The following is a 23,712-nucleotide window of genomic DNA, read 5'->3' as shown; positions in this document are numbered from 1 at the left end:
TGGCGCCCGGAAGGGGCCGTCCCGGGGCTCAATCCCTCGCCGGTGCCAGAATTAATGCCGCCCATGAACCGAGAACCCGATTTTTTCGAACACCTGCGCGCCGAACTCTCGGGCGGCCGCATCTGGCTCGACCGGGCCATCGTGCTCGGCTATGCCATTGCGGCCGGGCTCTTCGTGGTGGGATTCACGTTTGCCAGCGACTGGGTGTTCGGGCAGTTTCACCGCTTCTACCGGGCCTGGCCCTGGGCGGTGCTGCTGACGACGCCGCTCATCACAGCGGCCATCGTATGGTTCACGCTGCGATTCTTTCCCGGCGCGGGCGGCTCGGGCATCCCGCAGATCAAGGCCACATTGCATCCGGCCCTGCCGGAGGAACGGCGCTTCATGTTCGCATCGCTGCGCCTCACGGTCGCCAAGATCGGGCTCGGTGCGGCCGGTTTCGCGGCCGGCCTCTCGATCGGACGTGAAGGGCCTTCCGTGCAGGTGGCGGCCGGGGTGATGCAGCATGCGCGGCGCTGGTTGTCGCCCAACACCACCATCGATTCCCGCGCGCTGCTGGTGGCGGGCGGCGCGGCCGGCATCGCGGCAGCCTTCAATGCACCGCTGGCCGGCGTCGTGTTCGCCATCGAGGAGCTGTCGGGCCGACTCGAGGCGCGCTCCAGCGGGTTGATCATCACGGCCATCGTGCTGGCGGGCCTGGTGGCGGTTTCGGCCTTCGGCAACCTGAGTTATTTCGGCGTGATCCGCGTGCCCCGCCTGGGCTGGGACGCCCTGGGGCCGGGGCTGCTGGTCACGCTGCTGAGCGGCGCGGCCGGCGGACTGTTCGCGCGGCTCCTGATCGCCTCGCTCACCGGCGGCGCCGGGCGCTTCAACCGATGGCGGGCGCGTTATCCGGTGCGGTTCGCGGCGTGCGGCGGGCTGGCGGTGGCGGTCATCGGGCTGGTCACGGGCGGCGTGACCTTCGGTGCCGGCTCCGAGGCGGTCAAGCAGATGCTGCAGGGCCATGACGAGCTGACGCCGCTGTACACGGCGCTGAAGTTCGTCGCCACCTGGCTCACGGCCTGGTGCGGCGTGCCGGGCGGCATCTTCGCGCCTTCGCTGTCCATCGGCGCAGGCATCGGCGATGCGGTGGCGGGGCTGACCGGCAGCGAGTTCGGGCCGGCGCTCATTGCGATGGGCATGGCCGGCTTCCTGGCCGCGGTCACGCAGGCGCCGCTCACCGCCTTCATCATCGTGATGGAAATGGTCGACGGCCACTCGATGGTGCTGAGCCTCATGGCAGCGGCCATGCTGGCCAGCCTGGTCTCCCGCATGATCAGCCGCCCGCTCTACGAGACGCTTGCCGAGCACATGGTCGCAAGGGCCATCGGCAGCATCGAGCCGGTGCACCGGACGGCGCCGGCAGCCCCGGCGGAGAAACCCCCACAACCCGCCCCCTCGCCATGACATGGCAGGGGCACTATCATGCTCGGTTGCCCTCGGACGATCGACCCCTTGAAATCCCCCGCCACTGAAGACCCGGAACGCGATGCCTACCTGGGCGCCGTGCTCGCGCAGCAGCGCATCAGCATCCGCGGCGCACGCACGCACAACCTGAAGAACGTCGACCTCGACATCCCGCGCAACAAGCTGGTGGTGATCACCGGCCTGTCGGGCTCGGGCAAGTCGAGCCTGGCCTTCGACACGCTGTATGCCGAGGGGCAGCGGCGCTATGTCGAGAGCCTGTCGGCCTATGCGCGGCAGTTCCTGCAGCTGATGGACAAGCCCGACGTGGACGTGATCGAGGGGCTCTCGCCCGCCATCAGCATCGAGCAGAAGGCGACCAGCCACAACCCGCGCTCCACCGTGGGCACGGTGACCGAGATCCACGACTACCTGCGCCTGCTCTATGCGCGCGCCGGCACGCCCTACTGTCCCGAGCACCACCTGCCGCTGCAGGCGCAGACGGTTTCGCAGATGGTCGATGCGACGCTCGCCATTCCCGACGAGCCGCGGCTCATGATCCTTGCGCCCGTGGCGCGCGAGAAGAAGGGCGAATTCCTCGAACTGTTCGCCGAGATGCAGGCGGCGGGCTACGTGCGCTTTCGCGTCGACGGGCAAACCTACGAATACAACGACCTTCCCAAGCTCAAGAAGACCGAGAAGCACGACATCGACGTGGTGATCGACCGCCTGCGCGCGCGGCCCGACATGCAGCAGCGCCTGGCCGAGAGCTTCGAGGCGGCACTGCGGCTGGCCGAGGGACGGGCCATCGCGCTCGAGCTGGGCGCAAGGCCGGAAAGCAGCGCCGATGGCGCTGCGGGCGCTGCGGCCGCTGCCGACAAGGAACACCTGTTCAACGCCAAGTTCGCCTGCCCGATCTGCCACTACTCGCTGTCGGAGCTGGAGCCGCGCCTCTTCTCGTTCAACTCGCCCGTGGGCGCCTGCCCGAGCTGCGACGGCCTGGGGCACCGCGAGGTGTTCGACCCGGCGCGGGTGGTGGCCTTTCCCACGCTCTCGCTCGCGAGCGGCGCCATCAAGGGCTGGGACCGCCGCAACAGCTACTACTTCAGCATGATCGAGAGCGTCGCGAAGCACTACAAGTTCGACGTCGACGCGCCCTTCGAATCCTTGCCGGCCTCGGTGCAGCAGGTGCTGCTGCACGGCTCGGCGGCCGAAGAGATCAAGTTCAACTACACCATGGAGTCGGGCAACTTCGCGGGCAAGAAGCTCACGAAGAAGCATCCCTTCGAAGGCATCATCCCGAACATGGCGCGGCGCTACCGCGAGACCGATTCGGTGATGGTGCGCGAAGACCTTGCACGCTTTCGCAACCTGCAGCCCTGCCCCGACTGCGGCGGATCGCGCCTGCGGCCCGAGGCACGCAACGTGTTCCTGGTCGATGAGTCGGCCCGCCCCGCGGACGGCGGCGAGCCGCCGCGCATGGCGATCTTCGAACTGAGCCACCTCACCTTGCGCGATTCGCTGGCCTGGTTCCAGACGCTGAAGCTGCGCGGCGCCAAGGCCGACATCGCCGACAAGGTGGTGCGCGAGATCGGCCTCAGGCTCAAGTTCCTGAACGACGTGGGCCTCAACTACCTGAGCCTGGACCGCAGCGCAGAGACGCTTTCGGGCGGCGAAGCACAGCGCATCCGGCTCGCCTCGCAGATCGGCTCGGGCCTCACGGGCGTGATGTACGTGCTCGACGAGCCCAGCATCGGCCTGCACCAGCGCGACAACGACCGCCTCATCGGCACGCTGAAGCACCTGCGCGACATCGGCAACAGCGTGATCGTGGTCGAGCACGACGAGGACATGATCCATGCCGCCGACCACGTGATCGACATGGGACCCGGCGCGGGCATCCACGGCGGACGCGTGATGGCGCAGGGCAGCTATGCCCAGGTGGCGGCCAACCCCGACTCGCTGACGGGCCAGTACCTGTCCGGCGCCAAGAAGATCGAGGTGCCGAGGCACCGCACCGCGTGGCTGCCGGTGGTGAAGAAGCCGGCCTTCAACGACGGCAAGAAGGCCTCGCGCTTTCCGCCGAGCCCCGCGGCCGAACGGCGTGCCGCGCGCGAGGCGGCGCACCTGGCCTCGCAGACGGACCTGCAGGAAATCCGCGTGGTGGGCGCCACCGGCAACAACCTGAAGAACGTGAGCGTGGCCTTCCCGGTCGGCCTGCTCACCTGCGTCACGGGCGTCTCGGGTTCGGGCAAGTCGACGCTGGTGAACGACACGCTCTACACCGCGGTGGCGCGCACGCTGTACCGCGCGCATGAAGAACCGGCCGCGCACGAGTCGGTCGAGGGCATCGAGTATTTCGACAAGGTCATCAACGTCGACCAGAGTCCCATCGGCCGCACGCCGCGCAGCAACCCGGCCACCTACACGGGCCTGTTCACGCCCATCCGCGAGCTGATGGCAGAGACCAACACCGCACGCGAGCGCGGCTACGGGCCGGGCCGCTTCAGCTTCAACGTGGCCGGCGGACGCTGCGAGGCCTGCCAGGGCGACGGCGTGGTGAAGGTCGAGATGCACTTCTTGCCCGACGTGTATGTGCCCTGCGAGGTGTGCCACGGCCAGCGCTACAACCGCGAAACGCTCGAGGTGCAGTACAAGGGCAGGAACATCGCGCAGATCCTCGAGATGACGGTCGAGACCGCGCATGAATTCCTGAAGGCCGTGCCCACCATTGAGCGCAAGCTGCGCACGCTGCTGGACGTGGGCCTGTCGTACATCAAGCTCGGCCAGTCGGCCACCACGCTCTCGGGCGGCGAGGCGCAGCGCGTGAAGCTCGCGCTGGAGCTCAGCAAGCGCGACACCGGACGCACGCTCTACATCCTCGACGAGCCGACCACCGGCCTGCACTTTGCCGACATCGAGCTGCTGCTGAAGGTGCTGCACCAGCTGCGCGACGCGGGCAACACCATCGTCGTGATCGAGCACAACCTGGACGTCATCAAGACGGCCGACTGGCTCATCGACATGGGCCCCGAGGGCGGCGCGGGCGGCGGCACGGTGGTGGGCGAAGGCACGCCGGAAGACATCGCGGCCAACGAGGCGAGCCACACCGGGCGGTATCTCAAGCGGCTGCTGTAGGCGCCGAACGCCGTCGTTGCCGCTGGCGTTCCAGGCCTGGCTTCGCGCCGGATTTCTCGTCTCAGGGGCGAGCGCCAGGCCGGGAATAGCTGAGAAATATCAGGTCCCACAACGGAGACGTAACCCCGAAGTTTGTCTCCAGGCCTCTCAGATGATGCATCTCGTGGTTGCGCGCCACGCCTTCAAGAAGCCGGTACAGCTTGTGTTCCGGTCGATGAATCACGAAATGCATGAGAACGTACAAGAAATAGCCCAGCATGAATCCCGCGTAGAAGGATTGCAGCCCCATCCACCACGCCGGCAGCAGGAGCGCCGCATAGGCGATGCCCAGGTAGATACCGGATATTCCGATGTACGCCGCCGGATCTACATGGTGCGCCCAGTGATGCCTGCGGAAATGGCGATGAAACAGGAACCGGTGGGCGGCATACTCCAAAAACGACCAGATCAGGGCGCCGAGAAATATCTGGAGCAGTGACGGAGACGGCGACAGCCAAACCGCAATGCCGAACAGCATGGGAGCGACAATGAAGTCAATCTTGTACTCGAGAGGCGAGAGCTGCCATTTCGTTGATACGGCCATTATTTTTTGCAAGTCGAGTTAGCCTGCTGCCCGGGATATCTTCGGAGCAGGCGTGCTGCAAGCGTGCGCAACTTCGTCTCGGCGAGACATCAAGGCACGGCGACATGTTTCCCGCAAAAACTCGCAAGCGATCGACCGAGGTCGGCGACTTCGGACGGCTTGCGGAGAAACAAGATGGAGTTAGGTGCGTTCGCGCCCGATAGGCAAGTACGACTTTGCTCTTGACGCTGAGCGCGCGTGACAGTGGCGTTGCATTCCATTCCCTTTTTTGTGCGCAACCATCTTTGTGGTCGCATGCGCGTCTTGGAATTCTGGCGGCAGAAATCTCATTCGACCGCCCAATCGATCGATCAAAAATGAAAACCTGCCCCGTTGGTGATTTTTTCCTTCAGCGGCGCAAGAAGTTCGCGCGTCAAAATCCCTTCCCATGAGGACACTGACAACACGCGAACTCGCGCTGCTTCTTTTTCTCACCCTCGCTTGGGGGCTCAATTGGCCGGTAATGAAGCTCGGCGTGGCGGACTATCCGCCGCTGGCCTTCCGCGCGCTCTCGATCTGGCTCGGCGTGCCGGTGCTCGGCCTTGCACTGGTGGTCATGAAGGTGCCGTTTCGCGTGCCGCGCAGCGCGTGGCCCGAGCTGGTGTGGCTGGGCGCCACCAACATGTTCATCTGGCATGCCTGCATCATCCTCGCGGTGAAGGCGCTGTCGGGCGGGCGCACCGCCATCCTGGGCTACACGATGCCGGTGTTCTCCGCGATCATCGGCGCGGTGCTGTTCTCGGCCGTGCTCACGCGGCGCTCGTGGATCGGCGTGGGCGCGTGCGCCATCGGCGTCGGGCTGCTGCTCTGGCACGAACTCACCGACCTGGCGGGACGGCCCGGCTACGTGGCGCTCGCATTGGTGGCCGCCGCTACCTGGGCACTCGGCACGCAGCTGCTGCGGCACACGCGCATCGGTTTGCCGACGCTCACGCTCTCGTTCTGGATGACGGCCATGACCGCCGTCGTGATGACCGTGCTCACGCTGCTGTTCGAGCGCAGCCAGTGGCGCTGGCCGGGCCCGGTGACCTGGGCTTCGATCCTCTACAACGCGGTGCTGATCTTCGGCTTTGCGCATGCGGCCTGGTTCTACCTCGCGCGCGGCCTGCCGCCGGTGGCCTCGACGCTGAGCGTGATGTTCATCCCCGTGCTCGGTGTGTTCAGCGGCGCGGTATGGCTCGGCGAGGTGGTGCACTGGCAGGACTGGGTGGCGGTGGCGCTGATGATGGTCGCCATCGCCTCGGTGCTCTGGCCCTCGCGCAGCGCCGCGAAGGCCTGAAAGCGGCCAGGCCGCCCTCTGCGGCGGTAGGCTTGATCGCGCCAGCCATGACCTCCCACGTCATGGACCGCATGCACCCGCTCTGGGAAAGTACCTCCATCGATTGACAACCACCAGGAGAAAACACCATGACCGGCTTCAACATCCTTCCCCTCGCAGTCGCCCTGCTGATCGGCGTGGCCGCGCTCGGCTCCTGCCTCGGCATCGGGCTGGTCGGCCAGAAGTTCCTCGAGAGCACCGCGCGCCAGCCCGAACTCGTCGACACGCTGCAGACCAAGTTCTTCCTGGTGGCGGGCGTGACCGACGGCGCATTCATCATCGCGACCGGCATCGGCCTCTGGTTCGCCACCGCGAATCCCTTCGGCTGAGGCGAAGAAAGCCCGCGCAAGCGGGCCCCCCGCGCACCAGGAAGCGACACGGCGATTGGCACCATTCGTGCTAGTACCGTTGACACCGAATTGTTTATGGTTAAAGTATTTAGCTATCAACGGTTTGTTGTCCCGGGTGCTGCATGGCGCGGCGCCCGGGCCTCGTTCCACCCTTCCCTCTGCCCGGAGAATCCATGAGCCACCCGTCCCCGAAGTCGCCCGCGCTGCCGCGCACCCTGCTTTCGCTGCTGCTCTGCGGCGCGGCCCTCGGCGGTGCGGCGTCGGCCCTGGCCGCTCCCGTGAAGGTGGGGTTGGCGCTCGACATCTCGGGCCCGTTCGCGGCACTGGGCGCCGAGGCGCGCGACGGCTTTGCGCTCGGCATCAAGCAGTTGGGCGGCAAGCTCGGCGGGCAGGACGTGGAGTTCGTGCAGGCCGACATGGCCGGCAGCCCCGACCAGGCCAAGCAGCTGGTCGACCGCATGATCCAGCGCGACAAGATCGACATCTTCAGCGGCCCCATCGGCTCCAACGTGGCGCTCGCCGTGGGCCCGACGCTGTTCAACGCCAAGGTGCCGTACCTGTCGGCCAATGCCGGGCCGAGCCAGTTCGCCGGTGCCCAGTGCAATGCGTTCTTCTTCGGCACCGCCTACCAGAACGACCAGTTCCACGAGGCGGCCGGCAAGTTCGCGCAGGACCGCGGCTTCAAGAAGACCGTGCTGATCGCGCCGAACTATCCCGCCGGCAAGGACGCGCTGGGCGGCTTCAAGCGCCAGTTCAAGGGCCAGGTGGCGGACGAGCTCTACACCAAGCTCGGCCAGATCGACTACGCGGCCGAACTCGCGCAGCTGCGCGCGGCCAAGCCCGACTCGATCTACTTCTTCCTGCCCGGCGCCATGGGCATCAACTTCATCAAGCAGTTCGTGGGCGCGGGCCTGTCCAAGGACATCACGCTCGTGACCAGCGGCTTCTCGGCCGACGAGGACGTGATCGGCGCCGTGGGCGAGCCGATGCTCGGCCTGTTCAACACCTCGCATTGGGCGCACGACCTGGACAACGCGGCCAACAAGGCGTTCGTGGCCGCGTTCCGCAAGGAATACAACGGCCGCTATCCGTCGGTCTATGCGGCGCAGGCCTATGACGCGATCCTTGCGATGGACGCGGCGGTGAAGCAGGCCGGCGGCAATGCGCAGAACCGCGAAGCCGTGGTGGCCGCGCTGAAGAAGGCCAACTACGCCTCGACGCGAGGCAGCTTCAAGTATGCGAACAACCATTATCCCATCGAGAACTTCTACCTGCGCGTGATCGGCAAGGATGCGCAGGGCAAGGTCACCAACAAGCTGATCAACACGGTGCTGACCAGCTACGGCGATTCGTACGCCGACAAGTGTCCACTCAAGTGAGCGGCATCCTCGTTCTCGAGCAGCTGCTCAACGGCCTCGGCTACGGCCTGATGCTGTTCCTGCTGGCTGCGGGGCTCACGCTGGTGTTCGGCATCATGGACGTGTTGAACCTCGCGCATGGCTCGCTCTTCATGTCGGGCGCCTACGTGGCGGCCGAGGCGCACACGCGCACCGGCTCGTTCACCGCGGCCATCGTGATCGCGGTGGCCGTCACCGTGGTGGTCGCGCTGCTGCTCGAAGTGCTGCTGATGCGCCGCCTCTACACCCGCGACCATCTGGCGCAGGTGCTCGCCACCTTCGGCGTGATCCTGGTGGCGGACGACATCGTGACGATGGCCTGGGGCCCTTCGCCGGTCATGGCCCCGACGCCCGCGGCGCTCTCGGGCCCGGTGAACCTGATGGACGGCCTGCCTTACCCGGCCTACCGGCTGGTCATCCTGGTGGGCGGGCTGCTGGTGGCGCTCGCGCTGTACCTGCTGGTCAACCACACGCGCATCGGCATGCGGGTGCGTGCGGGCGCCTCCGACCGCCCCATGGCCGAGCTGATGGGCGTGCGCGTCGGCCGCATCTTCAACGGCGTGTTCCTGCTCGGCGCGGCGCTGGCCGCGCTGGCCGGCGCGCTCATGGGGCCCATCGTCGCGGTGCAGGTGGGCATGGGCGAAGCCATCCTGATCCCGGCGCTGGTGGTGCTGGTGATCGGCGGCATCGGTTCGGTGCGCGGCGCCTTCGTGGCCGCACTGCTGGTGGGCGTGGTCGACACCATCGGGCGCGCGTTCGTGCCGATGCTGCTGCGCGCCACGCTGCCGCCCGCCAACGCCGCCGACCTGGGGCCGCTGTTCGCCGAAGTCGCGATGTACGCGCTGATGGTGATCGTCCTGATCTTCCGGCCCTCCGGGCTGTTCTCGGCACGCGCATGAACTCTTCTTCCCCACGCTACATCGGCCTCGGGCTGCTCCTCCTGGTGCTTGCGGCGTTCCCGCTGGTCGCGCCGCTGTTCGGGCTCGAGTTCTACATCGGCTTCGTACGGCGCGTGCTCGTGGTGGCGCTGGCCGCGGCCAGCCTCAACTTCATCCTCGGCTTCGGCGGCATGGTGGCGCTCGGGCATGCGGGCTTCATCGGCATGGGCGCCTACACGGTGGTGGCGCTCAGCGACGCGGGCGTGACGTCGGCGTGGGTGCTGTGGCCGGCGGCCGTGCTGGTTGCCAGCGTGGTCGCGGCGCTGATCGGCATGGTGGCGCTGCGCACGCGCGGCGTGTACTTCATCATGACCACGCTGGCTTTCGCGCAGATGCTGTACTTCGTGGTGGTGTCGCTGCGGCGCTACGGCGGCGACGACGGCTACACGCTGACGGGCCGGCCCGTGTTGCTGCCCGGGCTCGACCTCGGCAACGAGTCGAACTTCTACTGGGTGGTGCTGGCGCTGGTGGCGCTCGCGCTCTGGTGGCTGCACCGCGCGACGCGATCGCGCTTCGGCCATGCGCTGATGGGCATCCGCGACAACGAGACGCGCATGCGCGCGCTCGGCTATCCGGTGTTCAAGCTGCAGCTCGTGGCCTTTGCCCTCGCGGGCGCCATCGCGGGGCTGGCCGGTGCGCTGCTCGCGGGCGGCAACGGTTTCGTGAGCCCTGCGACGATGCACTGGACGCAGTCGGCCACGCTGCTGGTGATGGTGGTCATCGGTGGGCTGGGGCGCAGCTGGGGCGGGCCTGTGGGCGCCGTCGTGTGGCTGGTGCTGGAAGAGACCTTGAAGCAGCACACCGAGCATTGGCACATGCCGCTGGGGTTGCTGCTGATTGCTGTTGCGTTGTGGGCGCCCAAGGGGCTCGCCGCCTTGTACAAGCGCCGCTTGCCTCTCACCCCGATCCTCTCCCCAGAGGGGCGAGGGAGTAAAGCATGAGCCTCTTCAGAATCGAAGGGTTGGTCAAGCGCTTCGGCGGCCTGCTCGCAACCGACCATGTGAACCTCACCGTGGAGCGCGGCGAAGTGCATGCGCTCATCGGACCGAACGGTGCGGGCAAGACCACGCTGGTGAACCTGATCACCGGGCTCCTCAAGGCCGATGCCGGGCGCATCCTGCTGGACGAGAAGGACATCACTGCCTTCAAGGACCACCAGCGCGTGGCGGCGGGCATGTCGCGCTGCTTCCAGGTGACGCGCGTATTCGCCAGGGAGACCGTGCACGACAACCTCATGCTCGCAGCGCAGGCCCATGCGGGCAGCAGCCTGCGCTTCATCTCGCCGCGCGCCGGGGAACACGGCCTGGTGGAGCGCGCCACCGCGCTGGCCGACCGCGTCGGCCTCGGCAGCGAACGCCACCGCATCGCGGGCACGCTGCCGCACGGCGCACAGCGCGCACTCGACGTGGCGCTGGCGCTCGCCGCCGAGCCCAAGCTGCTGCTGCTGGACGAGCCGATGGCCGGCATGGGGCCGGACGAATCGGCGCGCATGGTCGAGCTGATCGAATCGCTGCGCGAATCGATGGCCATCCTGCTGATCGAGCACGACATGGACGCGGTGTTCCGCCTGGCCGACCGGCTGACGGTGCTGGTGCAGGGCCGCGTGCTGATGAGCGGCACGGCGGACGAGGTGCGCGGCCACCCGGACGTGCAGGCGGTGTACCTCGGTACCGAAGCAGAAGGACACGCATGAGCACGACGACCACCATGAACTTGCTCGAAGCGGCATCCATCGAGGCCGGCTACGGCGCGAGCCAGGTGCTGTTCGGCATCGACCTTCGCATCGGCGCAGGTGAAGTGCTCGCGCTGCTCGGACGCAACGGCATGGGCAAGAGCACGCTGCTGAAGGTGCTCACCGGCACGCTGGCGCCGATGCGCGGCAGCGTGCATTTCGGCGGCGTTGCCATCGGCGGACACAAGCCCGACGCCATCGCGCGGCGCGGCGTGGCCATCGTGCCCGAGGGGCGGCACGTGTTCCCGAATCTCAGCGTCGACGAGCACCTGCGCGCCTTCGCACGCCCTCGCCCCGGCAGCGCGCCGCGCTGGACGGTCGAGGCGCTCTACGGCCTCTTCCCGCGCCTCGCGGAACGCAAGGCCAATGCAGGCAACCAGCTCTCGGGCGGCGAGCAGCAGATGCTGGCCATTGCGCGCGCGCTCTCGACGCATCCGCGCCTCCTGATCCTCGACGAGGCCACCGAGGGCCTGGCCCCGGTGATCCGCGAGGAGATCTGGCATTGCATCGCCACGCTCAAGTCGGAAGGCGAGGCGATCCTGGTGGTCGACAAGTACGTGCAGCGCCTGCTGCCGCTGGCCGACCGCCATGTGATCCTCGAACGCGGACGCGCCGTGTGGCAGGGCGACTCGGCCGCGCTCGATGCGGATCGCTCGCTATGGACGCGCTACCTGGGCGTGTGAACGGCCGCCCACTCAGACCGAGCGCGTGATGCCGCCGTCCACGCGCAGGTTCTGGCCCGTGATGTAGCCCGCGCCTTCCGAGGCGAGAAAGCCGATCACCGCCGCGATCTCGCTGCTCTTGCCGTAGCGCCCCATGGGAATGCGCGAACGGAACTCGGGCTTCTCGGGCAGGCTGTCGATGAAGCCCGGCAGCACGTTGTTCATGCGCACGTTCTCGGCGGCGTACTTGTCGGCAAAGAGCTTGGTGAAGGCCGCCAGGCCGGCGCGGAACACGCCCGAGGTCGGAAACACCGGGTCGGGCTCGAAGGCCGCGAAAGTCGAGATGTTGATGATGGTGCCACCACCCTGCTTCACCATCAGCGGTGCCACCAGGCGGCTCGGACGCACGGCGCTCAGCAGGTACACGTCCATGCCGCGGTGCCAGTCTTCGTCAGTGATGTCGAGAATGGGCGCGCGGGGCCCGTGGCCCGCGCTGTTGACCAGCACGTCGACGCGGCCCCATTCGGCCACGACCTTGTCGACCAGCCGCTGCAGGTCGTCGTTCGACTGGTTGGAGCCGGTCACGCCAATGCCGCCGAGTTCAGAGGCCAGTGCCTCGCCTTTGCCCGACGAGGAAAGGATGGCGACGCGAAAGCCGTCGTCCGCAAGCTTGCGGGCCGCAGCGGCGCCCATGCCGCTGCCACCGGCGGTGACGATGGCTACTTTTTTTTGTGCTTCGGAGGGCATGCTGGGTCCTTGGTTCGTTTGATGCGAGAGCCACATTTAGCCAAGGATTCGGGGCGTGTGCACAGGCCACCGGGTACTCCCCTCCGCGAATGTCCCCCGTCGGCGGGAGCGCGCCCTGAATAGACAGGCCAACCTCAAACCGCAGGCAAGGTAGCCTGCATCGAAGCCCGCTGGTTGAACCCTTCGAACCACTTCGCAGTATTCGGCGCCTCGCCGCGCCAGTCGACCGACGGAAAGCGGAAGTCCATGTACCCCAGCGCACAGCCGAAGGCGATGGTGCCGATGTCGACACGGCTGCCGAACGAAGTCGACGCCGTTTCGAGCCATTCGAGCCCGCTACGCACCTTGGCGAGTTGCCCCTCGGTCCACTCGCTCCAGCGCAGCGCCTCCGGGCGCAGCATCGTTTCATAGCGCGCGAGCAGCGCGGCGGCCGTCATGCCGTCGGCCAATGAGAGTTCCGTCAGCCGCGCCCAGCGCTCGGTGCCTCCGGCCGGGAACAGCGCGCCCGACTGCATGGCATTGAGGTATTCGCAGATCACGCGGCTGTCGAACAACACCTGCCCGTCGTCGCACACGAAGGTCGGCACCTGGCCGAGCGGGTTCTCCGCAAGGATGGTGGCGTCGCGCTTCACCGGGCTCGCGGCGCTCGGCAGTTTCTCGATGCGGTCGGCAATGCCGAGTTCGTGCGCCACGACCATGCATTTGCGCACGAAGGGGGACGCCGGTGAATGGAAGATCTTCATGACGATGCAGGTCCTTGAATAGGTTTTTTTTCAGCGCTTCACGCGCAGCATGCCCTCTTGCGCCGTCGAGGCCACCAGGCGTCCGTCGCGCGTGAACAGGCTGCCGCGGCACAGGCCGCGCGCGCCGCTGGCGCTCGGCGAGTCGAGCACGTAGAGCAGCCAGTCGTCCATGCGGAAATCGCGGTGGAACCACATCGCGTGGTCGAGGCTCGCGGGGCGCACCTGGCCGCTCATGAAGCTCAGCCCGTGCGGCAGCATCGCGGCGCGCAGCAGGCCGTGGTCGGAAGCGTAGGCCAGCAGTGCCCGATGCACCACCGGGTCGTCGGGCAGCGGCGCGATCGCGCGCATCCAGATCGCGCTTTCGGACGGGCGCACCTCCGGCGTCAGCAGGTCGTCGGCTTCGACGCGGCGGTATTCGATGCCGTGCGGCTCCAGGCCCTTGATGCGCCAGCGCTCGGGCAGGCGTTCACCGAGCGCCAGGCGCTGGTCGAGTTCGCTCGCGAGGCCCTCGGGACCATCGACGGTAGGCATGGCGGACTGGTGCTCGACGCCGTCGTCCACGGTCTGGAACGAGGCCGACATCTCGAAGATGATGCGCTCCTGCTGGCGCGCCACCACGTGCCGCGTGGTGAAGCTGCGCCCGTCGCGCACGCGGTCCACGCTGTATTCGATCGGTGCGTGCTCGCCCGGCAGCAGGAAGTAGGCGTGCATCGAATGCACCGGCCGGTCGGCGCCGACCGTGAGGCTCGCGGCCGCGAGCGACTGGCCGAGCACCTGGCCGCCGAACACGGCGGGCGTGCCGATGTCCTCGCTCTGGGCCAGGAACCTGTCGCCCCCGAGCGGCTCGAGCTGCATGAGTGCGACGAGTTCGTCGACGAGGCGGGCGGCGGTGGCGGGATCGGTGGTCATCGGAAATGGCGGTCGGGTGTCGGCAGGAAGAATCAACCCTCCACCATAGCAAAGCCCGGGCCCAGGGGCTGTCGCGGGCCGGTCAACCGCCGCCCCCGGAAGGCTCAGCGATCGAGATCGGCGCCGTCGGCGGCCAGCTTCTCTTGCAGCGCCGGCACATCGACGTCCGCGAACCGCGACCCATCGCCCAGCGAAGCCGCCGCCGTGCCTGCGGCCTGCCCCATGACAAAGCAGCCGCCGCTCGCGCGCGCGGCCGACTGGCCTTCGTGCGTCATGGCGGCGCAGCGCCCGGCCACCAGCAGGTTGTCGATCGTGCGCGGCACCAGCATGCGCCAGGGCAGCTGGTTGTAGGTGCGCTCGTCGTCACGCGGAAAAGCCCATTCGATACGGCCGTCGGCATGCATTTCCATCGGCCAGGCGTTGATGCCGATGCTGTCGTCGAAGCTCGCCGACGAGAGGATGTCCTCGCCCGTGAGCGCATAGAGGCCCTCGATGCGGCGGGTTTCGCGGATGCCCACCTGCGGCGCGATCTCGACGATGGCCGAGTGCGCGAAGCCCGGCACCTCGGCCTTCATGAACCTGAAGTATTCGGCGATCTGGCGCCGGCCTTCGAGCTCGCCTTCGGTGAGTTCGCGCGCATCGATGCCGTTCATCGCGCGGCCCGCGGCATTACGGATCTGTGTGACGTTGGCGCGCCATTCGCGCGGATCGATGTTGGGCCGCAGGATCGCGCCTTCGCGCGGAAACGCGTAGGTGCCGGGCTTTTGCGCCTGGACACGCTCCATCAGGTCGTTGATGGCCTTGAACTCGCCCACGGCCGCGAGCGCCGCCGGTGCATCGACCTGTCCGACGCGGAACATGGTGGTCGGGAACAGGCCGCTGCCATGGCCGTCGCCCACCTCGAAGGGCACGCCCGCAAAGGCGGCCACGTCGGCATCGCCGCTGGCATCGACGAAGGCGTTGGCGCGGATCGCCTGCCGGCCCGACTTGGTCTCGACCACCAGCGCCGCGATGCGCTCGCCATCGCGGATCACCGCGGCGGCCCAGGCATGGAACAACAGGTGCACGCCGGCATCGAGCAGCAAGCGGTCGGCCGCGATCTTGTAGGCCGAGGTGTCGTAGGAGCGCACGCGGATGCGGCCCTGCATGCCGTCCTGCGGCTTGTTGAGGCCGCCCAGGGCGTCGATGCGCGCAAGCAGGTCGTCGGCCACGCCGCGCACCAGCAGCGTCATCTCGCCGTTGCGCTTGCCGTACAGGCCTGCGAAGTTGGTCACGCCGCCCGCCGTGCCCATGCCGCCGAGGAAGCCGTAGCGCTCCACCAGCAGCGTGCGCGCGCCGTGGCGCGCGGCGCTCACGGCGGCGGCAATGCCCGCCGGGCCGCCGCCGACCACCACGACGTCGTATTCGCCGAACACCGGCAGCTCGCGCGCCGGCTCGGAGAGGGTCTCGTTGTGCTGACGGGTGGTGGCCATCACTGGATCTTGATGCCGCGGGCCGAGATGATGCGGGTCATGATCGCGGCTTCTTCCTTGACGCGCAGGCGCATGCCGTCGGGCGAGGTGCCCACCGCCTGCCAGCCCTGCTCGAACAGCTTCTGGCGCACTTCGGGCTGCTTCATGATGACTTCGAGCTCGCGGCTGATGCGCGCCTGCGCGGTCTTCGAGAGGTTGGCCGGGCCGAGCAGCGCCACCCACACTTCGAGCGAGAAATCGCGCACGCCGGCATCGGCCAGCGGCGGCAGCTCGGGCACCAGCGCGCTGCGGCCACCCGTGAGCCCGATGGCCTTGAGCTTGCCGGCACGCACCTGCGGCATCGCCACGCCGGGGGGGATCAATGCCATCTGCACCTGGTCGCCCAGCATCGCGGTCACGACCTGCGGATTGCCCTGGTAGGGCACGTGCTCGGGACTGAAGCCGGTCACGCGGCTCTTGAGAAGCTCCATGCCCAGGTGGCCGACCGATCCGACGCCGACCGAGCCGTAGTTCCACTTGTCGCCGCCCTTGCGCGCCGCATCGAAGAAGCCGGCGCCCGAAGGCAGGTTGTTCTGCGCCACAAGCACCAGCGGAGCGGTGGCAATCAGCGAGAGGTAGGTGAAGTCCTTTGCCGGGTCATAGGGCAGGCGCGGATACAGCATCTTCGACGAGGTGAGATTGCCGTTGATCACGATGCCCAACGTATGGTCGTCGGTGGCCTTGGCGACCATATCGGCCGCGATGTTGCCCGAGGCGCCGGGCTTGTTGTCGACCACCACCGGCTGGCCGAGCGCCTTGGACAGCGGCTCGGCGAGGGTGCGGGCCGCGATGTCGGGCGTGGAGCCGCCCGGAAAACCCACGAGCAGGCGGATCGGCCTGGTCGGCCAGGCGTCGGTCTGCGCCTGGGCCGCGAGCGGAAGCGCGGCGGCGGCTGCCAGGCCGCAGGCGATCAGGAGGGCTCTCTTGGTTGCGTGCATGGAGATGAAAAACGAAATGTGAAAAAACGTAATGGTACCGACCGCAGCTGCTATTCGAGGCTGATGTTGCCGCGGCGCACCAGTTCGCCGTACACCTTGGACTTGGCCTCGGCATTGCGCTCGATCTCCTCGGGCGACCAGGCCAGCGGCTCGAACGCGAAGGTGTCGAAGCGGGCGCGGATCTCGGGATCGGCAATGACCTTGGCCACGTCGGCGTTGATCTTGGCCTTGACCGCCGCCGGCACGCCCTTGGGCGCGAGCAGCGAGACGAAGGAGTTCACCTCGAGGGACGCCGGGCCGCCGGCTTCGGCCATGGTCGGCACGTCGGGCAGCTGCGGAATGCGCTTGGGCGCGGCAATGGCCAGGTAGCGCAGCTTGCCGGCCTTGTAGATGCCCTGGCTCGACGGGATGCTGGCAAAGCTCCAGGGCACGTCGCCCGTGCCCACGTTGGAGAACAGCTGCGACACCTCGCGGTACGGCGCATGCCGCATGCGGATGCCCGTGAGCGCCTCGAGCTGCTGCGCGCCCAGGTGGCCCGGGCTGCCCACGCCCCAGGAGCCGTAGACGATGGCTTCGGGGTTCGCCTTGGCGTCGGCGATCAGGTCGCCCATGGTCTTCCACTTCGACTCGCTCGACACGGCCACGAAGAACGGCGTGCGGAACAGCGAGGCCACGGGGTCGAAGTGCTGCAGCGTCACGAAGTTGCGCGACTTGTACAGGTGCGGCAGCGCGGCGATGTGCTCGCTGTCGAGTTGCAGCAGCGTGTAGCCGTCGGGTGCGGCGCGGCGCGCCTGGTCGATGGCGATGAAGCCGCCGCCGCCGGGCTTGTTGTCGATCACCACGCGCTGGTTCCACAGGCGAGAGAGCTTGTCGGACACCAGCCGCAGCACCGCGTCGGGCCCGCTGCCGGCGGCAAAAGGCGTGACCAGCGTCACGGGCTTGCTGGGAAAGTCGCTGGCCTGCGCCAGCGCGCCGGTGCTGGCCGACAAGGCGACGAGCCCCGTCCACAGTGCGCGCGAGATGTTGTTGTACATGGTGCCTTGTCTCCTGAGCCTGCGGCCTCGAATGGTGATGATGGAAGAAATCGTTCAGCGTTCGGTTCAGTGCGCCGGCATCGCGGCGACCGGGCCGCCCCGCCGCGCATCGTCCAGGCAATGCTCGGGCCGCCAGGCGTAGAGCCATTCGACCGCATCGTAGAACCGTTCGGGCGTGCGGCCCACCCAGAGGCTGTTGCGCACCAGCCGCTCCACGCCCTTGGTGTGATAGAGCCGCCCCATTTCGCGCACCGACAGCACCACGCGGGCGGTGCGCGGAATGCGCGCGGCCTCGTAGAGCTTGAACGCGGCCGGCATGTCGAAGTCGCAGGCCCGCACCGCGGCGCCCAGCGTCACTGCATCCTCGAGCGCCATGCAGGCGCCCTGCGCAAGGTACTGCATCATGGGATGCGCGGCGTCGCCCAGGAGCGTGGCCGGCCCGTCGCTCCAGCGCTCCACCGGATCGCGGTCGGCCGTGCTCCAGCGGCGCCACGACGTCGGGCGCTCGAGCAACTGGCGCGGGCGCGCATGCACGCCCTCGAAGTACGACATCACTTCTTCCTTGCTGCCTTCGGACACGCCCCACTCTTCCTTGCCGCGGCTGTGGAAGGTGACGACGAGGTTGTATTGCTCGCCATGGCGCAGCGGATAGTGCACCAGGTGGCAGTTTGGGCCGGCCCACACCACGGGCGCGTTCCAGCGCAGGTCGGCCGGCATGTCGGCCACCGGCACCACGGCGCGGTACACCACGTGGCCCGAGACACGCGCCTCGTCGCCGACGAGCCGCGCGCGCACCACCGACTTGACGCCGTCGCAGCCCACGATGGCGTCGGCCTCGAAGCGCCGGCCGTCGCGCGTGATGGCGACCACGCCGCGTGCGCCGCCCGCGCCGGTGTCGATGGACTCGACCTGCGCCGAGGTGTGGAAGCGGATCAGCGGATGCTGTTTCACCGCGTCGTGGATGGCGCCGTGCAGGTCGGCGCGGTGGCTCACCGCGTAGGGGTTCTCGAAGCGTGCGCGAAAGGCCTCGCCCACGGGCACCGAAGCCACCTCGCCGCAGTCGACTGCGTCCATCATCACGAGCCGGTCGGTGAAGACCGCATTGCGGCGCACCGCTTCGCCCACGCCGAGCGCGTCCAGAGCCGCGAAGGCGTTGGGACCGAGCTGCAGGCCGGCGCCGATCTCGCCGATGGTGGCGCTCTGCTCGAGCAGGTCGATGGAGACGCCGAGGCGCGCGAGCGCCAGCGCAGCGGCCATGCCGCCGATGCCGCCGCCCACGAGCAGCACGGTGGGAGGATTCTTCGGGGACGATGTGCTCATTGCGGGACCTCGGCGCGGCGGCTCATCCGTCGATTCGAACGGAAAGCGAAGGAAGCTTGTCGATGCTCACCTTGATCGTCTGTCCGGGCTTCACCGCGCCCACGCCTTCGGGCGTGCCGGTGAAGATCAGGTCGCCCGGCTGCAGCGTGAAGAGCGTCGAGAGATTGGCGATCACTTCGTTGACGGACCAGATCAGGTGCGTGATGTCGCTGTTCTGGCGCACCTGGCCGTCGACCTCGAGCGTGATGGCGCCCGCATTGATCTCGCCCACGTCGGCCAGCGTGCGCAGCGGCGCGATGGGCGCCGAGAAGTCGAAGGCCTTGCCGATTTCCCAGGGGCGGCCGGCTTCGCGCATCTTCATCTGCAGGTCGCGGCGGGTCATGTCCAGCCCCACGCCGTAGCTGTGGATGTGGCCCGCCGCCTGGTCCACCGCGATGTCCTTGCCGCCCTTGCCGATGGCCACCACGAGCTCGGCTTCGTAGTGGTAGTTGCTGGTGAGCGGCGGGTACGGGATCGCGCCGGTTCCGCCTTCGGCCACGGGCACCACCGAGGCATCGTCGTTCGGCTTGCAGAAGAAGAACGGCGGCTCGCGGTCGGGATCGAACCCCATCTCACGCGCATGCGCCGCGTAGTTGCGCCCCACGCAGTAGACGCGGCGCACCGGGAACAGGTCGCCCGAACCCACGATGGGCAGGCCGACGATGGAAGGAGGCGTGAAGGCAAAGGACATGAGGGCTCCTGCCGCGCGCGGCGGCTCAGGGTCAGGACAGAAAAGAGAACGAGAAAATGAAGCGGCGGCGCTCAGGCGTCTTCGAGGAAGGATTCGCGCAGGATGCCCATGGCCTGCTGCACGGGACGGTCGGAGAAGCTGAAGAGAACCACGTCTTCACCGGGCGCCGACAGGCAGAGCGGCGCCCACGAAGGCACGACGAAGGTGTCGCGCGGCCCGAACTCGAATCGCTGGCCCGCGATGTCCGCGGTGCCGCGGCCTTCGACCACGCTGTAGACGGTGCCGTCGGTGGCGCGGTGCGTCTTGCCCGCGAACCCCTTGGGCAGCAGCTGCAGCTGGGTGCCGATGGTGGGCATCGGGGCGCCGCCGGTCAGCGGGTTGATGTAGCGCAGCTTGTGGCCGAGCCAGGCATCGGGCGCCTCCTGCTTCTGCAGCAGGGCCAGCGCTTCGCGGCTGCGGGCGTAGGGGTAGTTGAAGATCGGCGAGGTGGGCGACACGTGGTCGTGGCGCACCGGCACCATGTTGTGGCCGAAGCGCGCCAGGCTGTTGCCTTCGGGGCGCGCCACGTGCTGCACCTTGGCGTCGTCGTTCTCGGCAAAGCCGGCATCGAAGAAGCGCAGCATCGGAATGTCGAGCCCGTCGAGCCAGACCACCGGCTCGCTCACGCCGCCGATGCCTTCGTTGCCGTGGTCGTGCCAGGCCCATGATGGCGTGATGATGAAGTCGCCGGGGTACATGGTGGTGCGCTCGCCGCCCACGGTGGTGTAGGCGCCCTTGCCATCGACGATGAAGCGCAGCGCCGACTGCACGTGGCGGTGCGAGGGCGCGACCTCGCCCGGCATGATGAGTTGCAGGCCGGCGTAGATCGACTGCGTGATCGACGAGTTGCCAGGCAGCGCGGGGTTCTCGAGCACGAGCACGCGGCGCACCGCTTCCTCGGCCGTGATGAGGTGTGCCGACTCCATCAGCAGCGGGCGGATCTCGTCGTAGCGCCAGAGCGCCGGCACGCAGGGCGTGGCGGGTTCGCGCGGCACCAGCGCATGCAGCGACTCCCACAGGGGCGTGAGGTGGAGCGGACGAATGCGCTCGTAATAGCCGCGGCGCTCCGCAGCATTGGCGGGGGCGGCAGGCTTCTGGGCGGTGGGATTCATGGGGCAGCGGCTCCGGCCGTCGTGCGGCGGTTGTCTCCGGAAAACGGCGATCATCCTTCCGTACTACTATTGGCGCAATGGGTCCGCTTCAATAGAGGCAATCTCGTTTCTCGATAATGGTGGCGGCACAAGGAGTCGATTCATGGCCCAGCTCGATCTGGAATGGCTGCTGGTCTTCGATGAGGTCTACAAGACATCCAACGTGTCGAGTGCGGCCGAGCGGCTCGGCGTCTCGCAGTCGGCGGCCAGCACCGCGCTGGCGCGGCTGCGCACGCATTTCGGCGACAAGCTGTTCGTGCGCACCTCGCGCGGCATGGAGCCCACGCCCTATGCGCGGCAGATCCAGCCGCTGGTGCTGGACATACTCGACCGGCTGAACCGCGCCAAGGGCGGGCGCGCGAGCTTCGACCCCGCCACCGCGGCGCGCAGCTTTCGCATCTGCATGACCGACATCAGCGAGGTGGTGCTGCTGCCCGCGCTGCTCGACCACCTGCGGCACGCGGCGCCGGGCGTGCGCATCGAGACCGAGATCATCTCGACCGAGAGCGGGCGCCGACTCGAGGACGGCGCGGTCGACCTGGCCGTGGGGTTCATGCCGCAGCTGGACGCGGGCTTCTACCAGCAGACGCTCTTCATGCAGAACTTCGTCTGCCTCGCGGCGCGCAACCATCCGCGCATCGGCGAACGGCTCACGCGCAAGCGCTTCGAGGCCGAGGCGCATGCGGTGGTGGCGTCTTCGGGCACGGGCCATGCCATCGTCGACAAGACCATCGCCCGGCTCGGGCTGAGGCGCGATGTGGTGGCCAGCCTGTCGAGCTTCCTCAGCGTGGCGCGCATCGTGGCGCACACGGAACTGATCGTGATCGTGCCCGGCATCCTCGGCAAGGTGCTGGCCACGCAGGAGCCCGTCAAGATGCTGGAGCCGCCCTTCGAGCTGCCGGCCTATGCCGTCAAGCAGCATTGGCACGAGCGCTTTCATGCCGACGCCGGCAATGCCTGGCTCCGGCGCACGCTGGCGGAGCTGTTCGGCGGGAGCTGAGCGTGCGTGCCGCACCGACCGGCGGCGCGCGGGCTGGGCGCCGGGCGCTCGCATAATCGGGGTTTTCACCCATCAGCCCACGAAAAAGGCGGCGCATGTCCTCCATCACCCTCCGTTTCCTGGCAGAGCCCAGCACCGTCAACTTCGGCGGAAAGGTCCATGGCGGCACCGTCATGAAGTGGATCGACGAGGCCGGCTACGCCTGCGCGACCAGTTGGGCCAAGCGCTATTGCGTGACGGCGTTCATCGGCAGCATCCGCTTTCACCACCCGATCATGATCGGCGACCTGGTCGAGGTGGAGGCCCGCCTGGCCTATACCGGCACCACCAGCATGAACATCTCGGTCGAGGTGCGCAGCGGCGACATGAAGGGCGGCACGATGGACAAGACCACCGAATGCCTGATCGTCTTCGTCTCGGTCGATTCGCATGGCCGCCCGCTGCCGGTGCAGCCCTTCGTGCCCGGCACGCCGGGCGAAATGGCGCTGGCCGAGCGGGCGAAAACGCATCTCGAAGCCAGCCGGGCCGCGGGCAAATAGCCTCGCCCCCGGTGCCGCGAAACAGCCGTCCGTAGACGCCAAGCTCTAACTGGGAAGCGGCCGAGCGGCTAGAGTAGCCCGATTGTTTTTTCAGGAACACGGCATGGCTACCCAGGACGACGAACAAGGCAACAAGGGCGCGGACCGCATCAAGGATTCCGCGCAGCAGATCTGGCTGGCGGGGCTCGGCGCCTTTGCCAAGATGCAGCAGGAAGGCAGCAAGGCCTTCGAGGCGCTGGTGAAGGACGGCGCCGGCATGCAGAAGAAGACCCAGGCCGCCGCCGAAGAAACGCTGGCCCAGGCACAAACGCGCATGGCCGGCTTCGCGAGCGAATTCGGCACCAAGGCCGCGGGCCAATGGGGCAAGCTCGAGAACATCTTCGAGGAACGCGTGGCGCGCGCGCTCGAGAAGCTCGGCATGCCTTCGGCCGCCGACCACGCCGCGCTGCAGGCGCGCGTGTCGGCGCTCGAGGCCGAACTGCAGCGCATGCAGGGCAAGCCCGCCGCCGCGCCCGCACGCAGCGCGAGCCGCAAGACAGCCGGACGCAGCGCAACGCCGGCCGCGGCAGCCGCCAAGAAAACCGTTCGGCGCGGCCCCAAGTCGGCCTGACCCCGCCGCAGCCTGCTTTTTGCGGCAGTGCACAACACGTGCCGCCGCAAAAGTTGGCCCTGCCCGGTATGTGGTGCAGTGCACATACGCTAGAGTGTCCCCAAGAAGATAAAGAACGGGGACTGACATGGCCAAGAAGGCGCCACGCCGAACAGCGCAACGCATCCTCGAAGCCGCACTGGAGCTGTTCAACCGCTTCGGGGAGCCGAACGTCTCCACCACGCTGGTGGCAGGCGAGCTCAACATCAGTCCCGGCAACCTCTACTACCACTACCCCGCCAAGGAAGAGCTGATCAACAAGCTCTACGAAGGCTACGAGGCCGAGCTCAACGAGCTCCTGCATGCCAGCGAGGGCGTGCACGACGTGGAAGACGCGTGGTTCTTCATGCACAGCCTGTTCGAGCTGATCTGGCGCTACCGCTTTCTCTACCGCGACCTGAACGACCTGCTGAGCAAGAACCGGCACCTGGAGACGCAGTTCCAGCTCGTGCTCAAGAACAAGGCGCGCGCCATCCGCGTGCTCATCGCGGGGCTGAGCCGGGCCGGGCATCTCGAGATCGATGCCCACGAGGTCGACACGCTGGCCCAGAGCATGGTGGTGGTGCTGACCTACTGGCTCAGCTATGAATACGTGCGCAACCCGCGCGAGGCGCTGGAACCCGCCCACGCCCAGGGCGCGCTGCTGCGCGGCGGCCAGCACACGCTGCACCTGCTCGCGCCCTACCTCGGACCTGCGCAGCGGCGGCATTTGCTGACACTCAGCCACGCCTACAGCGGCGATGATTCTGCAAGTGCGCCGTCATCGGCTGCGCCCGTCGACCTGGCAGCCCAGTCCTAGACC

Annotated in this window: 23 protein-coding genes; 13 read left to right on the top strand and 10 right to left on the bottom strand. The window is 67.8% G+C overall.

Features of this window, described 5'->3' with window-relative positions:
* Positions 1–63: 63 nt before the first annotated feature.
* The gene (locus tag ABID97_RS04345) at positions 64–1,446 is read left to right on the top strand and encodes a chloride channel protein (protein ID WP_354397324.1); all 1,383 of its coding nucleotides are present in this window, start codon (positions 64–66) and stop codon (positions 1,444–1,446) included.
* 18 nt (positions 1,447–1,464) lie between these two features.
* On the top strand, positions 1,465–4,581 hold the full coding sequence (gene uvrA / locus ABID97_RS04340) for an excinuclease ABC subunit UvrA (protein ID WP_354397323.1): 3,117 nt from the start codon (positions 1,465–1,467) through the stop codon (positions 4,579–4,581).
* A gap of 61 nt (positions 4,582–4,642) precedes the next feature.
* Here the strand turns inward: uvrA and ABID97_RS04335 are convergent, their stop codons facing one another.
* Positions 4,643–5,098 (bottom strand): sterol desaturase family protein, encoded by a 456-nt coding sequence (locus ABID97_RS04335; protein ID WP_354397322.1) that lies wholly within the window; start codon positions 5,096–5,098, stop codon positions 4,643–4,645.
* A 493-nt stretch (positions 5,099–5,591) separates the two neighbouring features.
* Between ABID97_RS04335 and ABID97_RS04330 the strand changes: the two genes are divergently transcribed.
* The 7 genes from ABID97_RS04330 (at position 5,592) to ABID97_RS04300 (ending at position 11,621) form a co-directional block, all read left to right on the top strand.
* Complete coding sequence (locus tag ABID97_RS04330; protein ID WP_354397321.1) at positions 5,592–6,482, top strand: DMT family transporter; 891 nt, start codon at positions 5,592–5,594, stop codon at positions 6,480–6,482.
* 128 nt (positions 6,483–6,610) lie between these two features.
* On the top strand, positions 6,611–6,850 hold the full coding sequence (atpE, locus tag ABID97_RS04325; protein ID WP_012745530.1) for a F0F1 ATP synthase subunit C: 240 nt from the start codon (positions 6,611–6,613) through the stop codon (positions 6,848–6,850).
* Between the two features lie 194 nt (positions 6,851–7,044).
* A complete protein-coding gene (locus ABID97_RS04320; protein ID WP_354397320.1) occupies positions 7,045–8,250 on the top strand; it encodes an ABC transporter substrate-binding protein in 1,206 nt (401 codons plus the stop codon).
* Positions 8,247–9,167, top strand: coding sequence for a branched-chain amino acid ABC transporter permease (locus tag ABID97_RS04315; RefSeq protein WP_354397319.1), 921 nt, complete (start codon positions 8,247–8,249; stop codon positions 9,165–9,167). Before ABID97_RS04320 ends, ABID97_RS04315 begins: the two co-directional genes overlap by 4 nt.
* Complete coding sequence (locus ABID97_RS04310; RefSeq protein WP_354397318.1) at positions 9,164–10,147, top strand: branched-chain amino acid ABC transporter permease; 984 nt, start codon at positions 9,164–9,166, stop codon at positions 10,145–10,147. Before ABID97_RS04315 ends, ABID97_RS04310 begins: the two co-directional genes overlap by 4 nt.
* A complete protein-coding gene (locus ABID97_RS04305) occupies positions 10,144–10,899 on the top strand; it encodes an ABC transporter ATP-binding protein (protein ID WP_354397317.1) in 756 nt (251 codons plus the stop codon). The genes ABID97_RS04310 and ABID97_RS04305 overlap by 4 nt, the downstream gene beginning before the upstream one ends.
* Complete coding sequence (locus tag ABID97_RS04300; RefSeq protein WP_354397316.1) at positions 10,896–11,621, top strand: ABC transporter ATP-binding protein; 726 nt, start codon at positions 10,896–10,898, stop codon at positions 11,619–11,621. The genes ABID97_RS04305 and ABID97_RS04300 overlap by 4 nt, the downstream gene beginning before the upstream one ends.
* A gap of 12 nt (positions 11,622–11,633) precedes the next feature.
* Here ABID97_RS04300 and ABID97_RS04295 read toward each other — a convergent pair whose 3' ends face one another.
* The 9 genes from ABID97_RS04295 to gtdA all read right to left on the bottom strand — a co-directional run bounded on the left by ABID97_RS04295 (position 11,634) and on the right by gtdA (position 20,683).
* Positions 11,634–12,347 (bottom strand): SDR family oxidoreductase, encoded by a 714-nt coding sequence (locus ABID97_RS04295; RefSeq protein ID WP_354397315.1) that lies wholly within the window; start codon positions 12,345–12,347, stop codon positions 11,634–11,636.
* Between the two features lie 134 nt (positions 12,348–12,481).
* Positions 12,482–13,090 carry a glutathione S-transferase gene (locus ABID97_RS04290; protein ID WP_354397314.1) on the bottom strand — a complete coding sequence of 203 codons (609 nt, stop codon included), beginning with the start codon at positions 13,088–13,090 and terminating at the stop codon, positions 12,482–12,484.
* 30 nt (positions 13,091–13,120) lie between these two features.
* Positions 13,121–13,999: an acyl-CoA thioesterase gene (locus ABID97_RS04285; RefSeq protein ID WP_354397313.1), complete on the bottom strand. Its 879-nt coding sequence runs from the start codon at positions 13,997–13,999 to the stop codon at positions 13,121–13,123.
* Positions 14,000–14,103: 104 nt separating this feature from the next.
* Positions 14,104–15,471: an FAD-dependent oxidoreductase gene (locus tag ABID97_RS04280; protein ID WP_354397312.1), complete on the bottom strand. Its 1,368-nt coding sequence runs from the start codon at positions 15,469–15,471 to the stop codon at positions 14,104–14,106.
* Positions 15,471–16,448 carry a Bug family tripartite tricarboxylate transporter substrate binding protein gene (locus ABID97_RS04275; protein WP_354397311.1) on the bottom strand — a complete coding sequence of 326 codons (978 nt, stop codon included), beginning with the start codon at positions 16,446–16,448 and terminating at the stop codon, positions 15,471–15,473. The genes ABID97_RS04280 and ABID97_RS04275 overlap by 1 nt, the downstream gene beginning before the upstream one ends.
* A 50-nt stretch (positions 16,449–16,498) precedes the next feature.
* Complete coding sequence (locus tag ABID97_RS04270) at positions 16,499–17,482, bottom strand: Bug family tripartite tricarboxylate transporter substrate binding protein (protein WP_354397310.1); 984 nt, start codon at positions 17,480–17,482, stop codon at positions 16,499–16,501.
* A 66-nt stretch (positions 17,483–17,548) separates the two neighbouring features.
* Complete coding sequence (locus ABID97_RS04265) at positions 17,549–18,802, bottom strand: 3-hydroxybenzoate 6-monooxygenase (protein WP_354397309.1); 1,254 nt, start codon at positions 18,800–18,802, stop codon at positions 17,549–17,551.
* Between the two features lie 22 nt (positions 18,803–18,824).
* Positions 18,825–19,532: a fumarylacetoacetate hydrolase family protein gene (locus ABID97_RS04260; RefSeq protein WP_354397308.1), complete on the bottom strand. Its 708-nt coding sequence runs from the start codon at positions 19,530–19,532 to the stop codon at positions 18,825–18,827.
* Between the two features lie 71 nt (positions 19,533–19,603).
* Entirely contained in the window at positions 19,604–20,683 is a 1,080-nt protein-coding gene (gene gtdA / locus ABID97_RS04255; protein WP_354397307.1) for a gentisate 1,2-dioxygenase, read from the bottom strand.
* Positions 20,684–20,825: 142 nt separating this feature from the next.
* Here gtdA and ABID97_RS04250 point away from each other — a divergent pair, with 142 nt between their 5' ends.
* The 4 genes from ABID97_RS04250 to ABID97_RS04235 all read left to right on the top strand — a co-directional run bounded on the left by ABID97_RS04250 (position 20,826) and on the right by ABID97_RS04235 (position 23,709).
* Positions 20,826–21,722, top strand: coding sequence for a LysR family transcriptional regulator (locus ABID97_RS04250; protein WP_354397306.1), 897 nt, complete (start codon positions 20,826–20,828; stop codon positions 21,720–21,722).
* Between the two features lie 95 nt (positions 21,723–21,817).
* Positions 21,818–22,261 carry an acyl-CoA thioesterase gene (locus ABID97_RS04245; protein WP_354397305.1) on the top strand — a complete coding sequence of 148 codons (444 nt, stop codon included), beginning with the start codon at positions 21,818–21,820 and terminating at the stop codon, positions 22,259–22,261.
* A 103-nt stretch (positions 22,262–22,364) separates the two neighbouring features.
* On the top strand, positions 22,365–22,871 hold the full coding sequence (locus ABID97_RS04240) for a phasin family protein (RefSeq protein ID WP_354397304.1): 507 nt from the start codon (positions 22,365–22,367) through the stop codon (positions 22,869–22,871).
* Positions 22,872–22,998: 127 nt separating this feature from the next.
* Positions 22,999–23,709, top strand: a complete 711-nt coding sequence (locus tag ABID97_RS04235; protein ID WP_354397303.1) for a TetR/AcrR family transcriptional regulator — start codon at positions 22,999–23,001, stop codon at positions 23,707–23,709.
* Positions 23,710–23,712 lie beyond the last annotated feature (3 nt).

This window comes from Variovorax sp. OAS795, assembly GCF_040546685.1.
Taxonomy (GTDB): Bacteria; Pseudomonadota; Gammaproteobacteria; order Burkholderiales; family Burkholderiaceae_C; genus Variovorax.
Note: the sequence above shows the minus strand (reverse complement) of the source record. Positions and strands in the feature narration are given on the sequence as shown.